The organism is Campylobacter sp. CFSAN093238, assembly GCF_012898015.1.
Classification (GTDB): Bacteria; Campylobacterota; Campylobacteria; order Campylobacterales; family Campylobacteraceae; genus Campylobacter_D; species Campylobacter_D jejuni.
On the sequence record NZ_CP040611.1, the window covers coordinates 211,824 to 225,249 of the forward strand.

Sequence of the window (13,426 nt, forward strand, 5' to 3'; positions counted from 1 at the left end):
GGAAATATATAAATGCTAAAAAAAATATTTTTATTTTGTTTTTTATTGTTAAATTTAAATGCTGAAGTGAATGTAACAGATACAAATTTATCTTTTGATTCTCCTAAAATAGAAGCCGAAGTACCAAAAATAGAGCTTTCTCTTTCTAGTCTTTATCAAAACGCTGATGAGGTGGTAAAAGGTGTTATTTATATATTGGTTTTATTTTCTGTTTTAGCATGGGCGGTTTTTATTTCTAAGCTTATGCAATTTTATTTTATGAAGAAAAATTTAGACTTCTCTATACACAAGATAAAAGAATTAAAAAATCTCAATGAATTAGATCAGACAAAGGATTTTGCAGGTGTTTTATCTTTAGAAATTCAAGATGAGCTTGAAAAAAGTGAATATAAAAATGATCACATAAAAGAGCGTATAGAATTGCGTTTGCAAAATACCATCTCAAAGCAAATCACAGCAAGCAAAAATGGCTTGAGCTTGCTTGCGAGTATAGGTGCTAGCGCACCTTTTATAGGGCTTTTTGGAACAGTTTGGGGAATTATGAATGCATTTATAGGTATAGCAAATCTTGGCAATGCTTCTTTGGCAGTCGTTGCGCCTGGTATAGCTGAAGCCTTGTTTGCTACAGCTTTTGGCTTGATAGCTGCTATCCCTGCGGTGCTTTTTTATAATTATCTTACAAGAAAAAATTTAAAACTTATGCACCATTTAGATGAGCTTGCAAATTTTGTCTATATACTTTTTCATAGGAGTTATTTTAATGATAAAAACTGAAATGGCTCACAAAGAAGAGGAGTTAAGTGAGATCAATATAACTCCTTTTATAGATATTATGCTTGTATTATTGATTGTTTTTATGGCTGTTACTCCTCTTATCACAAGTTCTATCAAAATAGAATTACCCAAGAGTTCGCAGCAAGCAGAGGATAAGCTTAAAAATCCCATCATACTTTATTTAAATACTGATAATACTTTGGCTATTAATGATGATAAATTAAGCCTAGAAAATCTTTCAAGTGCTTTAGATATAAAAACCAAAGGCAATAAAGAAGAAATTATTTATTTTCATATCGATAAAAGTGTAAAGTATGAAGATATTATGCAAGTAATGCAAAAATTAAAAGAGAATGGCTATGGAAAAATAGCTCTTTCAAGTAAAAAGATGGATTAGTATGAAGTCTAGTGTGATTTTTGGGTTTGTGTTAAGTTTGATATTACATGCTTTAGTATTAATGTTTTTCCTTTTTTCTTTTTATACTCAAGAAAAATCAAGTGGTGTTGATTTTAAACAAGGATTAGAATTTACTTCCATTATGATGGTATCAGAGCTTCCTATCGGGGAATTAAAAGAAGTTTCGATCGATCAAAAAAAGAGTAATTCTCAAGATAAAAACAAAAAACAAGACGAAAGAATAAGTCTTAATTCTCAAGATAAAAATGCTGTATTAAAAGTTCAAAAAAAGATTGAAAAGCAAGATGAAAACCAAGCTCAAAAAGAAGTAGCTAATGCAAGTGAAAATTCAAAATTTAAAAATGAATCGTTCAGTGCTCCGCTACAAAGTAATGAAGATAAAACACAAACTATAGTAAGTGGCAATGCCAAAGAACAAGTTAAAAGCTATCAAGCTTTGCTTATGGCTCATTTGACTAAATTTAAAAAATATCCTCAAGAAGCGATAATGCAAAAACAAGAAGGCGTTGTAAGAATTCGCGTAAGCATTGATGAAAGCGGAAATGTCTTAAGCAAAGAGCTTAAAAAATCTTGTCCTTATGCAGCGCTCAATGATGAAGTTTTAAGTTTATTTAAAAGAGCTTCTCCATTGCCAAAACCGCCTAAAGAAATGTTGAAAGATGGTGAAAAAATTAGTTTTGTTATGCCTATTGATTACAATATTAAAGACTATTTAGGTAAAAAATAAACTCTTGATTAAATAAAATTGATTAAAATTTTCGTTTTGAGATTAAGGCGGTGGTATGTTTTCTTCGTTTTTTGCAAGTAAAAAATGGGCTTTATGGGCTTATTTGGGGCTTTTTTTGCTTTTATTTTTCTTATATATGCAAACAAGCTTAAATGTTGCGATCAATTCATGGTATAGTGATTTTTATAATGTTTTACAAAAACCAAAAATAGAGCTTTTAGATTCTAATACAACGCAAAAGGCGGAAGAGAAATTTGAAAACAATGCAAGTTTAATCCAAGAGGCCAATCAAAAAGCACAAGAAAATTTCCAAAAAGCTAATTTTATCAATAAAGGCGCACTTTATTATTATCAAAGTTTATTGGAATATTTTTTTAATTCTAGGGCTATGATTGAAAAAGAAAGCTATTCTGCGAGTGATTTTTATGCTTTGATTTTAGTATTTTTAGCTATTGCTATTCCTTATGTTTTAATTGCAACGATTAATATTTATTTTGCTAGTGTTTACGCCTTTAAGTGGCGTGAAGCTATGACTTTTTCTTATTTGAAATTTTGGAAAAATAAAGATGATAACATAGAAGGAAGTTCGCAAAGAATTCAAGAAGATACTTATAATTTTTCTAAAATTGTAGAAAGCTTAGGACTTAGTTTTATAAGAGCTTTAATGACTCTTGTAGCTTTTATACCGATTTTATGGACTTTAAGCGATGTTGTAAGCAAGGCTTTATTTGCAAATTTAAGTGAGAATTCTAGCTTTTATTTTTTAAAAAACATCGATGGTTTGCTTGTTTATGTTGCACTTTTGATTTCTTTAGGAGGATTAATCGTATCGTGGTTTGTAGGAATTAAACTTCCAGGACTTGAATACAACAATCAAAAAGCCGAAGCAGCTTTTAGAAAAGAGCTTGTTTATGCTGAAGATAACCGCAAAGAATACGCTAAAAATGAGACTATGATAGAGCTTTTTACAGGGCTTAAATTTAACTATAAAAGACTTTTTTTACATTATGGATATTTTAATATTTGGCTCATTTTATTTGAGCAAATGATAGTTATAGTGCCATTTTTAATCATGGCACCAGGGCTTTTTGCTGGAGCTATAGGACTTGGTATTGTAATGCAGATTAATAATGCATTTGATCAAGTGCGAAGCTCTTTTAGTGTTTTTATCACAAACTGGACAACTATCACTCAACTTAGAAGTATATATAAGCGTTTAAAAGAATTTGAGAAAAATATTTCTTATAAGTCTTAGTTTTTTCTTATAAAATACAAGAAAAAATTCAAATATTAAATTTACTTTTAATTGTGTATAATAAGGTTTAATAATATTTTATTTCTTAAGGAGCTTCATTGGACCCCAGTCAGGTTTTGGATTTAAACCAAACTTCTACAGCATCTTTTGATGCAGGATATTCTATGCTTATGGTTGTTGTTGCACTTGCTCTAGTGTTTTTAAATGGTTTTTTTGTTTTGTCTGAATTTAGTATTGTTAAAGTACGTCGTTCCAAGCTTGAAGAGATGGTAAAAGAAAAAAAAGCTGGTGCCAAGAAAGCTTTGGAGGTTACTTCAAGGCTTGATACATATCTTAGTGCTTGTCAATTAGGAATTACTTTAAGTTCTCTAGCTCTTGGTTGGATAGGTGAGCCTGCTATTGCAAAAATGCTAGAAATTCCGCTTATTAATCTTGGTTTTAGCACTGTTATTATCCATACTATAGCTTTCATTATTGCTTTTAGCATTATTACTCTTTTACATGTGGTTTTAGGAGAACTTGTGCCAAAAAGTATAGCTATTGCAGTTGCAGATAAAGCGGTTTTATTTATAGCTAGACCGCTTCATTGGTTTTGGATGCTCTTTTTGCCTTGTATTAAAATTTTCGATTTTTTAGCAGCTATAAGTTTGAAACTTTTTGGAATAAAACCTGCTAAAGAAAGCGAGCTAACTCATAGCGAAGAAGAAATTAAAATCATAGCAAGTGAGAGTCAAAAAGGTGGAGTTTTAGATGAATTTGAAACAGAGATCATACGCAATGCTGTTGATTTTTCAGATACTGTTGCTAAAGAGATTATGACTCCTAGAAAAGATATGATTTGTCTAAATAAACAAAAAAGTTACGAAGAAAATATGCAAATCATTTGTGAGCATAAACATACTCGCTTTCCTTATATTGATGGCTCTAAAGATACTATTTTAGGTATGATACACATACGAGATATAATACAAAATGAATTAAACCATAAAAGTCAAAATTTAGATACTTTTGTTAAACCTTTGATTTTGGTTCCTGAAAATATCAGCATTTCAAAAGTACTTGTAATGATGAATAAAGAACGCTCTCATACTGCATTAGTAGTTGATGAGTATGGTGGAACTGCTGGAATTTTAACCATGGAAGATATCATGGAAGAAATTATTGGCGAAATTAAAAGCGAGCATGAAGAAGACAGCTATAAAAAACTTGCTGAAAATATCTATGAATTTCAAGGACGATGCGATATAGAAACTGTTGAAGAAATGCTTGTAATAAACTATGATGAGGATTTAGAACAAGTTACTATAGGTGGTTATGTATTTAATCTTTTAGGACGCTTGCCTATGGTAGGAGATCGCATTGAAGATGAACTTTGTTACTATGAAGTTAAAAAAATGGATGGGAATTCTATAGAGCGTGTTAAGGTGGTTAAAAAAACAAATAAAGATGAAGAATAAGCCTCTTTAGGCTTATTTCTTTTTGTAAATTTGGTTTTTAATTTCTATACACTCAAAACCTTTTTCATCTAGTGTAACTACGCGTAAATATCCACCATCATCTATTTTACCCTCGCATAAAAATACTCTTTTGGCTATTTTCATAGGAAGTTTTTCTTTATTTCTGTGTCCAAAGATTTGATAAAGATTGTCCGAGGTGAAATTACAAAATTGATTTGCTACTTTTTGACTGTCTTCATATCCACCTACACCATAAATAAAGTCATGGCTTGGTATAAAACTTATTTTTTCAGGTTTGGAGGGTATAAAATTTACTCCTCCATGTGAACAAAATATGAATTTATTTTGGAATTTGTAGTATAAACATTCTTTTAGATGAGGATAGAGTTTTCTAGCATCTCTTGGAGTAAGTTTTTCTTTTCTAAAATCCTTTAAAGTATTTTCATTAAATTCTTTGGAATTTGACAATTCTCCATTAGCCCATTTTATAAGATGTCTTTCGTGATTTCCTTCTAATAAGCATACGTTTTCTTTTTCGCAAATTTTTAAAAGAAATTTTATTACTTTGCCATTTTCTATACCTCTGTTGATATAATCTCCCAAAAATATATAAAATTCATCTTCTTTGATTGTTTTAATGTATTCTTTTAAAACACTATAGCAACCTTGTAAATCTCCTATATGATGAATTTTTTTGTATTTGCTTAAATTTGGCATTTGGTAAAGACATTTTTTCCAGTCTCTTGAGTCTAAAATTGGGTATTTTTTTGGATTTTTTTTGAGCAAATCTTGAGTTTTTTCCAAAAGAGCATAAGGAATGATATATCCATTTTTTTTAGCTTCTAAAAGATTTTTTTCTTGACATTGTTTTAAAGAGCTATCAAAAACAATAACATATATTTTATAGCGATATTGTTTAGTTAAGTCTTTATAAATTTTTAATGTTTCGTTGTAAGCGTTTATGATGCTAAACTCACCTTTTTGCATACGCATTTCTAGAAGTTTGAGTAAAATTTTACTCAAATCTTCATCATTTTTAACATTTAAAATTTTATATTCACTGACTATATTTTTAACGCTTCCTGATAAAAGACGCAAAGCATTTAAATCAAGTGTATAATTTTGAAGTTTATTATTTTTGATAAATTCTTCTTGTCCTGCGTAATAATTCCCTCTTAAAACAAGTAAGATTCGCACATTCTTTGCCTAGATTTTCTTTAAAAATTCAGTTTTTAAAACAATAACGCCAAATTTATCTACTCTAGCCTCAATTTCACCTTCTTTAGAAGTGAGCTTAATATTTTTTATAGTAGTTCCACGTTTTAAAGTTGTACTTGCACCTTTAACCTTAAGATCTTTTATTACACTCACGCTATCACCTGTGTTAAGTTCTATTCCATTAGTGTCTTTAGCCATTTTTTTCCTTTCTTTGATCTAAAATATTTAAAATTTGCACCACTAAAGCAAAAGCCATAGCGGTATAAATATATGCCTTATCAATATGAATATCAAAACTTTCAGCAACTAAAACTACGCCTATTAGCACCAAAAAAGCTAAGGCTAAAATTTTAATGCTTGGATATTTTTCAACAAAATCTGCTATAGGTTTAGAAGCAAAAAGCATCACAGCTACTGCGATAATAACAGCGATAATCATGATGGTTACATCTTGAGCAATTCCTACTGCGGTAATAACACTATCAAGCGAAAACACTATGTCAATCACAGCAATTTCAGCTACAACTATCCAAAGTTTATTGCTTGCTTTAAAATGACTTTGACTTTCTTCTTGATGAGAAATTTGCTCTTTAATTTCTTTAATAGACTTTACAATCAAGAAAAGCCCACCTAGTAAAAGAACTAGATCTCTTCCTGAAATTTCATTGCCCAATACACTAAACAAAGGTGTTACAAGTTTCATTACCCAAAAAAGAGATAAAAGAAGTAAAATTCTTGTAATCATTGCAAAAGCTAAACCTAAGATACGTCCTTTATCACGATGTTCAGGGGGTAGTTTGCTTACTAAAATAGCTAAAAAAATGATATTATCTATCCCTAGTACAATTTCAAGAGCACTTAAAGTAGCTAAAGTAATCCAAGCATCAATACTAAATATCCATTCAAACATAAATTTCCTTGAAAATTTTAAAATTTTTTAAAGCGATATTTTATAGTTTTAAAGCAAATACCTTTAATTCTTTAAGAAAAAATTTCAATCACACTTAAGGGTAAAATTTCATGTTCTAGACTATGAATTTTTTCTTCAAATTCTTCAAAACTCAAATTTCTTTTTTCAAAAGCTTTTTGAGCTATAATCATTCCACCATCAAGTTCTTCACTGACCCAATGCACACTGACTCCAGCCACTTTCATATCACTTTCATAACTTTCTTTAATCGCATGTGCTCCTTTAAAAAGGGGTAATAAAGAAGGATGAAGGTTAATTGCCTTAATATTTTTTGTAAAAACAGGACTTAAAATTCTCATAAAACCTGCTAATACAGTAAGATTTGCTCCACTTTCTTTGATTTTTTGTACCAAAATCGTATCAAATTCTTCACGAGTATTATAAGCCTTATGATCAACAATGACAGTATCAAGACCAAATTTTTTTGCTCTTTGTACACCAAAAGCATCTTTTTTATTACAAATGCAAAGTACTACTTCATAGGTATTTTCCCCTATGGTTTTTTTATGAAGTTTTTCTAAAATATTTTCTAAATTACTTCCATTTCCACTAAAAAGTACAGCTAATTTTACAAGCATTTTAATCCTTTGATAAGTTTTAAAGCGTCAAAGCTATTTTTATTAAATTTATATTTTTTTGCAACAAGTCCATGAGCTAAAGTAGCATTTTTTGCTGCTTCTAAAGCGCTAAAACCAAAACCTAAATGTGCAGCAATCATTCCACTTAAAACATCTCCACTCCCACCTTTAGCTAAGGCTTGATTTCCTAAATTTACAACAAATAATTTTTCTTTTTGCACAATAATAGGATTTGCTCCTTTTAAAACAAGAACACAATCATAATTTTGCGAAAATTTTCTAGCATAGAAAAAGCGATTTTTTTGCAATGTTTCTATATCTAAATCCTCATCAAAGCACATTTTATAAAGTTTTATAAATTCTTTTGGATGAGGGGTTATAACAACATCTTTTCTGTTTAAATACCAAAGCAAAGCTTCACTTAAAAAGCAGTTTGCATCCAAGATCAAAGGAGTGTTTTGCAAAATTTCATCTTTTAGAAAATCCAAATTTTCAAGCCCCATACCTAAAGCAATAGCACTTGCATTATTTTCAATTTTTTCTTTTAACATCAAAAGAGGCGAGAAACTTTTTTGTGCTACTAAAGAAACAAGACCTGCTCCAAAATTTAAGGCTCCAAGTCCTGCTAAAGTTCCAGCACTTGCATTGGCAACTATATAAATATGGCCAAAATTTCCTTTATTGGCGTTGATTTTTCTATCTATAGTTTTTAAATCTTTTTTTTCAAGCAAAAAAGCTTGAGAATTAGGGTAAAATTTCTTAGATCTAATGCCTAAATTGGCTATTTTAATCCTTCCTACAAATTCCTTAGCAAAATCTTCAAGTAAAATTTCCTTTAAAGCTCCCATACAAAGTGTAATATCAGCTTTAAAACAAGGATAAAATCCCAAATTTGTAGGTATATCACAAGCTATTTTTAAAGCCTTACTTTGATTAACTTTTTGAATAATTAAACTTGTTTTTTCATCTAAACAACGATTTGAACCTGTACCTAAAATACAATCAATGATAATATGAAATTTTTTAAAATTGGGTTCTTTTTTACAAAATTTAAAAGCATAATTTTGTAAAATTTGCTCTTGTTTTTTAAAAAGCGTATTTTCTTTAAAGCCTATTTTATAAGCTTTAGCGTGTTTTAAATTTCTTAAAGCCACCAAGCCATCTGAAGCGTTGTTACCCCCGCCTAATAAAAAAAGTATTTTTACTTTTCTAATCTTGCGTTGAATGCGAATTTTTTTAGCTTCTTTTTTAATTAGCTTGGCTAAATTTAATCCCGCATTTTCCATTAAAATAAGCTCATCTAAGCCTTTATTTATAGCATTTTGTTCTAAAATTTTTATATTATCAATAATAGCTTTCATAATCTTTTTTCACCAAAAAATATATATTTTTTTCTCTTTCTTCTTCAAATTTTTTCATTTTGGGTAAAAATTTCTGGATCAAAGCACGAAAATTCTTAAAACCATAATTTTGCGGATGAAAATCCGAGTATTTGCGGTTCATATTAGTACGGATTTGTGCGTATTCGGCACGCCCTTTTTCATCGATAAGTTGTTCGGTGATATTGATTAAAGCTCTTAAATAATCCTTACTTAAAATATCTTCTTTTTTACTCTCATCTTTATCTAAATAAAAAAATTCACTAAAGGCATTTACATAAGATTTTATAGACTTTTCAAGCCCCATTCCTATAACTTGTTTTTTATTTTCTCTTAATTTTTGAATGAGTGAAGTATAATCACTATCGCTTGAAACAATAACAAAAATATCTATATTTTTTTCATAAAATATGGACATAATTTCAGTGATTAAATACATATCGCTTGAGTTTTTGTTGGCTGCAAAATTAAATTGTTGCATAGCGATTAAAGAATATTCAGCAATTTGCTCTCTCCAACCTTGTATATTTTTTTGAGTCCAATCCCCATAAATGCGTTTAATGATAACCTCTCCGTAATCTGAAGCGATATCAAAAATACTTTTAGCGTATTTTGCAGGGATATTTTCTGCATCTATAAAGATAGCTATACTTTTATTTTCCATTTTAATTCCTTGCTCTAAAGCTTAAAGCTTCTAAAATATGGGTTTTGCTAATATTAAGACTTTGTTCTAAATCCGCTATACTTCTTGAAACTTTTAAAATTTTATTAAGCGATCGCAAAGAAAGATTATAACGTGAAATTGCTAAATCTAGCGTATCTTTGGCATCTTTTTCCAATACACAAAAACGACTTAAATCTTCATCTTTTAATTTCCCATTAAATTCTTTTTGCCCCCGTTTTTTACTAAAAATAAAAGCTTGTAAAATTTTTTCACTCATTTCTTTAGAACTTATACTCGTTTTATCATCCTTGCTGATCTCATCCATAGCTACATAAAGATCAATCCTATCCATAATAGGAGCTGAAATGTGATTTTTGTATTTTTTAATCTCATTTTCACTACAAACACAAGAAAGATTTTTGGAGAATAAATTTCCACAAGGACAAGGATTTTGGGCAGCTATAAAGCTAAATTTTGTTTCATAAGTGATTTTAGAATTTACTCTTGAAATATGAATTTTATGATCCTCTAAAGGTTCTCTTAAACTCTCTATGATTTGCTTGTTAAAATGTGGAAATTCATCAAAAAACAATACTCCACCATTTGCAAGTGCGACTTCTCCAATTCTAGCATTTTTTGTTCCTCCGCCAAAAATACTTGCTCTTGTAGAAGTATGATGAGGATGACGAAAAGCACGAATTTTAGTAAATTCACAATCTTTTGAATCTAAAGACATATAAGCATTTTGCATTAAAATTTCATTTAAACTTTGAGGAGGCATGATATAAACAAGGCGTTTAGCACACATACTTTTACCACTTCCTGGACTTCCTTCAAATAAGATATTATGCATACCTAAAGCAGCTATCATACAAGCTCTTTTGGCTTTTTCCTGCCCTTTGATGTCTTTAAAATCAAGTTTAAAATCCATATTTTGTAAAAAAATTTCATTTTCTATTTGTAAAGGGTTTGCAAATAAAGGATGATTGTGAGAAAAACGAAAATTTTCATAATTTTTTTCTTTAAAAAACTCTATTGCTTCATTTAAATTTTCAAGTCCATAAACCTCTAAATTTGGTATCATGGAAGCTTTTTGTGCTATACTTTTTGGAACAACGATCTTAGCTTTTTTAATTTTAGCAGAGAGAAACAAAAGCAAAGAAAAAAGCTCATTTGTGCTTTTAATACTTCCATCAAGTCCTAATTCTCCTACTACAAAAAAGTCATCTAATTCTTCATTTTGCAAAAGGATTAATAAAGCGATAGCCAAATCAAAATGCGACCCCTTTTTTGGGATGCCTGAAGGACTAAGATTGATAGTGATTTTTTTAGCAGGAAAAGCAAAATCACAACTTAAAAGTGTGGCTTTGATGCGTTCGACACTTTCCTTAATCGCTGTACTTGCAAGCCCTACTATGCTTAAATTTGGCAAACCTCTTGTAAAAGTGGATTCTACCTCTATAATGTCTAAGCCTTCATGAAAGCTTATGCACTTTAGTTTTTTCATTTCTCTTTTTTATGATTTTTCTTCTTTTTCTTAAATTCTTTATCGAATTTTTGACGCTTAGTAAAGGAAATTTTTTCTATAAATAAATGTCCATTTAAATGATCATTTTCGTGTTGAATAGCCACAGCTAAAAAACCTTTTGCTTCAAGTTCTTTAAATTCTCCAAAGCGATCTTGATATTTAAGCAAGATATGATTATAGCGTTTCACTTCTTCAAAAAAATCTGGCACACTCAAACACCCTTCTGTACAAGTGATCATTTCTTCATCTAAAGGAATAATTTCAGGATTGATAATCTCTAGCAAATCTTCTTTTTTTTGTTCATCGTTTTCATCAAAAATATTTACAAGTAAAACACGCAAAGGAATATCCACTTGAATAGCTGCTAAACCTACTCCATTACTTGCTATCATAGTTTCATACATATCATCAAGCAAGGTGTGAAGTTCTGTATCAAATTTATTTACAATTTCAGAGTTTAAAAAAAGTCTAGGATTGGGATAGGTGATAATTTTTCTAACCATTAAAAAACCTTTGTTTTAAATGATCTCCAAAGAAATCATTTAAAACTTTTTTCCAAAACCTTATCAATCAGCCCATATTCTTTAGCTTCTTGTGCTGACATGAAAAAATCTCTTTCTGTATCTTTTGCTATTTTTGCAACTTTTTGCTTAGTATTTTTTGCCAAAATATCATTAAGTATAGTTTTGAGTCTTAAAATTTCTTTGGCTTGAATTTCAATATCTGTGGCTTGACCTCTAGCTCCACCTAAAGGTTGATGAATCATAATACGTGAATTAGGCAAAGCAAAACGTTTTCCTTCTGCGCCACAACTAAGCAAAAATGCTCCCATAGAAGCAGCTTGTCCTATACAAATCGTACAAACATCAGGTTTGATATAGTTCATAGTATCATAAATACTAAAACCACTTGTAATTACACCACCTGGAGAATTGATATAAAGATAAATATCTTTTGTAGGATCTTCAGCTTCTAAAAAAAGAAGTTGTGCTACGATAGAAGCGGCAAGTTCATCATGAATTTCACCACTTAGCATAATAATTCTATCTTTTAAAAGGCGTGAATAAATGTCATAACTTCTTTCACCACGACTAGATTTTTCAATAACATAAGGAATAAACATTATTTATCTTCTTTCTCTTTTTTGCTCACTTTTTCCGATTTTTCTGTTTTTGGTATAAAAATATCATTAAAAAGTTTTTCTTCAATTAAAGCCATTTTCACAGCAGGCAAAGCTCCTTGTTTTTTATAGTTTTCTAAATGCTCTTTTGGATTCATACCATAGCGATATGCTTCAAAATAAATCGCTTGAATCAATTCTTGATCATTTACTTCAATCTTACGCAATTTTGCAAGTTCATCAATGATAAAAGTAAGTTTTACACTTTTTTGTGCTTCTTCTTTAAAAGAATCACGTTTTTCTTGATATTTTTCTTTACTTGCTTTAAGCTCTTCAATTTCTTTTTCGCTAAAAGTATTAAAAGCCGCACGCATCTGCATATCAGTTTCTTGTTCTACTATGCCTTTAGGTAAATCAAAATTATATTTTTCAATCAAAGCATCTGCAAATTTGCCTTTTAATTCATCATTTACAAGTTTGAAAAGTTTTTCATTTTTGATTTGCTCTTTTAATTTTTCATCTAAAACTTCAACACTAGCTTTTTCTTCTCCTGGTAAAAGTTTTTTAAGCATTTCATCATCAAGTTCTGGAATTTTAAGCTCTTGAATTTCATGTAGTTTTACTTTAAATACTGCATCTTTACCCGCTAAATGCGCTGCGCCGTATTCTTTAGGGAAAGTTACTTTGATATCTTTTTCTTCACCTATTTTCATTCCCACCATACCATCTTCAAAACCTGGAATAAATTGCTTAGAACCAATTTCTAAAACATAATTTTCAGCTTTACCACCTTCAAAAGCTTTATCATCTACAAAACCTTCAAAATCAAATTTTGCAAAATCACCTTCTTTTAAAGCTCTTTTTGTTTTTATAGCTTCAGGAGTAGCAAAACGCTTTAAAAGTTCATCTTTTTTCTCATCAATTTCTTTTTTACTTACTTTTGGAGTTTGATATTCAGGGATGAGTTTTTCATAACCCTCAAGTTTGATTTCAGGTTTAAAAGAAAGTATTAATTCAGCAATAATTTCTCCATCTTTACGATCAAATTTTTCAAAATATGGCTCACCTACAAGCTCTTTATTTTCTTTTTTAAGTTCTTGTAAAGCGCTATTTACAGCGGATTTAAAAAGATTTTGTTCTGCATCTTGAGTGAGCTCTCTTTCATATCTTTTAAGTACGGCACTTACAGGAACTTTTCCTAGTCTAAACCCATCCATTTTTACACTTTTAGAAGCTTTTTTTGCTAAATTTTCTACTTCACTTTTGATCATTCCTGAAGGAATTTTTACACTAGCAGTCGCATTAACAGAATCTAGTTGCTTTGCCTTTACTTCCATA

General features: G+C 29.8%; 15 protein-coding genes. 5 read left to right on the forward strand and 10 right to left on the reverse strand.

From position 1 onward, the window contains the following. Positions 1 to 12 precede the first annotated feature (12 nt). The 5 genes from FBF21_RS01150 (at position 13) to FBF21_RS01170 (ending at position 4,631) form a co-directional block, all read left to right on the forward strand. Positions 13 to 774, forward strand: coding sequence for a MotA/TolQ/ExbB proton channel family protein (locus FBF21_RS01150; protein ID WP_002846032.1), 762 nt, complete (start codon positions 13 to 15; stop codon positions 772 to 774). After that, positions 761 to 1,171 (forward strand): biopolymer transporter ExbD, encoded by a 411-nt coding sequence (locus FBF21_RS01155; RefSeq protein WP_002851714.1) that lies wholly within the window; start codon positions 761 to 763, stop codon positions 1,169 to 1,171. Before FBF21_RS01150 ends, FBF21_RS01155 begins: the two co-directional genes overlap by 14 nt. Position 1,172: 1 nt before the next feature. Continuing rightward, the gene (locus tag FBF21_RS01160; protein ID WP_002869509.1) at positions 1,173 to 1,919 is read left to right on the forward strand and encodes an energy transducer TonB; all 747 of its coding nucleotides are present in this window, start codon (positions 1,173 to 1,175) and stop codon (positions 1,917 to 1,919) included. A 55-nt stretch (positions 1,920 to 1,974) separates the two neighbouring features. Further along, entirely contained in the window at positions 1,975 to 3,174 is a 1,200-nt protein-coding gene (locus FBF21_RS01165) for a putative transporter (RefSeq protein WP_002869508.1), read from the forward strand. 98 nt (positions 3,175 to 3,272) lie between these two features. Beyond that, on the forward strand, positions 3,273 to 4,631 hold the full coding sequence (locus FBF21_RS01170; RefSeq protein WP_002869507.1) for a hemolysin family protein: 1,359 nt from the start codon (positions 3,273 to 3,275) through the stop codon (positions 4,629 to 4,631). A 12-nt stretch (positions 4,632 to 4,643) separates the two neighbouring features. On the opposite strand, the gene FBF21_RS01175 is transcribed toward FBF21_RS01170, so the two are convergent. The 10 genes from FBF21_RS01175 to tig form a co-directional block, all read right to left on the reverse strand. After that, complete coding sequence (locus FBF21_RS01175; RefSeq protein ID WP_168985422.1) at positions 4,644 to 5,828, reverse strand: metallophosphoesterase; 1,185 nt, start codon at positions 5,826 to 5,828, stop codon at positions 4,644 to 4,646. Positions 5,829 to 5,837: 9 nt separating this feature from the next. After that, a complete protein-coding gene (locus FBF21_RS01180) occupies positions 5,838 to 6,047 on the reverse strand; it encodes an alkylphosphonate utilization protein (RefSeq protein ID WP_002859380.1) in 210 nt (69 codons plus the stop codon). Further along, positions 6,040 to 6,759 (reverse strand): TerC family protein, encoded by a 720-nt coding sequence (locus tag FBF21_RS01185; protein ID WP_002851673.1) that lies wholly within the window; start codon positions 6,757 to 6,759, stop codon positions 6,040 to 6,042. Before FBF21_RS01185 ends, FBF21_RS01180 begins: the two co-directional genes overlap by 8 nt. A 71-nt stretch (positions 6,760 to 6,830) precedes the next feature. Beyond that, entirely contained in the window at positions 6,831 to 7,397 is a 567-nt protein-coding gene (purN, locus tag FBF21_RS01190; RefSeq protein WP_002851620.1) for a phosphoribosylglycinamide formyltransferase, read from the reverse strand. Next, positions 7,388 to 8,758: a bifunctional ADP-dependent NAD(P)H-hydrate dehydratase/NAD(P)H-hydrate epimerase gene (locus FBF21_RS01195; protein WP_002869506.1), complete on the reverse strand. Its 1,371-nt coding sequence runs from the start codon at positions 8,756 to 8,758 to the stop codon at positions 7,388 to 7,390. The genes purN and FBF21_RS01195 overlap by 10 nt, the downstream gene beginning before the upstream one ends. Further along, positions 8,742 to 9,440 carry an NYN domain-containing protein gene (locus FBF21_RS01200; protein ID WP_002826913.1) on the reverse strand — a complete coding sequence of 233 codons (699 nt, stop codon included), beginning with the start codon at positions 9,438 to 9,440 and terminating at the stop codon, positions 8,742 to 8,744. The genes FBF21_RS01195 and FBF21_RS01200 overlap by 17 nt, the downstream gene beginning before the upstream one ends. 1 nt (position 9,441) lies before the next feature. Beyond that, a complete protein-coding gene (locus FBF21_RS01205) occupies positions 9,442 to 10,947 on the reverse strand; it encodes a YifB family Mg chelatase-like AAA ATPase (protein ID WP_002869505.1) in 1,506 nt (501 codons plus the stop codon). Next, positions 10,944 to 11,471, reverse strand: coding sequence for a peptide deformylase (def, locus tag FBF21_RS01210; RefSeq protein ID WP_002917788.1), 528 nt, complete (start codon positions 11,469 to 11,471; stop codon positions 10,944 to 10,946). Before def ends, FBF21_RS01205 begins: the two co-directional genes overlap by 4 nt. A gap of 35 nt (positions 11,472 to 11,506) precedes the next feature. Further along, entirely contained in the window at positions 11,507 to 12,091 is a 585-nt protein-coding gene (clpP, locus tag FBF21_RS01215; protein WP_002806309.1) for an ATP-dependent Clp endopeptidase proteolytic subunit ClpP, read from the reverse strand. After that, positions 12,091 to 13,425 carry a trigger factor gene (gene tig / locus FBF21_RS01220; RefSeq protein WP_002869504.1) on the reverse strand — a complete coding sequence of 445 codons (1,335 nt, stop codon included), beginning with the start codon at positions 13,423 to 13,425 and terminating at the stop codon, positions 12,091 to 12,093. Before tig ends, clpP begins: the two co-directional genes overlap by 1 nt. Position 13,426: the final 1 nt, after the last annotated feature.

Excerpts from the sequence above, each read along its gene's own strand:
- FBF21_RS01150 (WP_002846032.1), top strand. The coding sequence starts at position 13 with ATGCTAAAAAAAATATTTTTATTTTGTTTTTTATTGTTAAATTTAAAT.
- FBF21_RS01155 (WP_002851714.1), top strand. The coding sequence starts at position 761 with ATGATAAAAACTGAAATGGCTCACAAAGAAGAGGAGTTAAGTGAGATC.
- FBF21_RS01160 (WP_002869509.1), top strand. The coding sequence starts at position 1,173 with ATGAAGTCTAGTGTGATTTTTGGGTTTGTGTTAAGTTTGATATTACAT.
- FBF21_RS01165 (WP_002869508.1), top strand. The coding sequence starts at position 1,975 with ATGTTTTCTTCGTTTTTTGCAAGTAAAAAATGGGCTTTATGGGCTTAT.
- FBF21_RS01180 (WP_002859380.1), bottom strand. The coding sequence starts at position 6,047 with ATGGCTAAAGACACTAATGGAATAGAACTTAACACAGGTGATAGCGTG.
- FBF21_RS01185 (WP_002851673.1), bottom strand. The coding sequence starts at position 6,759 with ATGTTTGAATGGATATTTAGTATTGATGCTTGGATTACTTTAGCTACT.
- purN (WP_002851620.1), bottom strand. The coding sequence starts at position 7,397 with ATGCTTGTAAAATTAGCTGTACTTTTTAGTGGAAATGGAAGTAATTTA.
- FBF21_RS01195 (WP_002869506.1), bottom strand. The coding sequence starts at position 8,758 with ATGAAAGCTATTATTGATAATATAAAAATTTTAGAACAAAATGCTATA.
- FBF21_RS01200 (WP_002826913.1), bottom strand. The coding sequence starts at position 9,440 with ATGGAAAATAAAAGTATAGCTATCTTTATAGATGCAGAAAATATCCCT.
- FBF21_RS01205 (WP_002869505.1), bottom strand. The coding sequence starts at position 10,947 with ATGAAAAAACTAAAGTGCATAAGCTTTCATGAAGGCTTAGACATTATA.
- def (WP_002917788.1), bottom strand. The coding sequence starts at position 11,471 with ATGGTTAGAAAAATTATCACCTATCCCAATCCTAGACTTTTTTTAAAC.
- clpP (WP_002806309.1), bottom strand. The coding sequence starts at position 12,091 with ATGTTTATTCCTTATGTTATTGAAAAATCTAGTCGTGGTGAAAGAAGT.
- tig (WP_002869504.1), bottom strand. The coding sequence starts at position 13,425 with ATGGAAGTAAAGGCAAAGCAACTAGATTCTGTTAATGCGACTGCTAGT.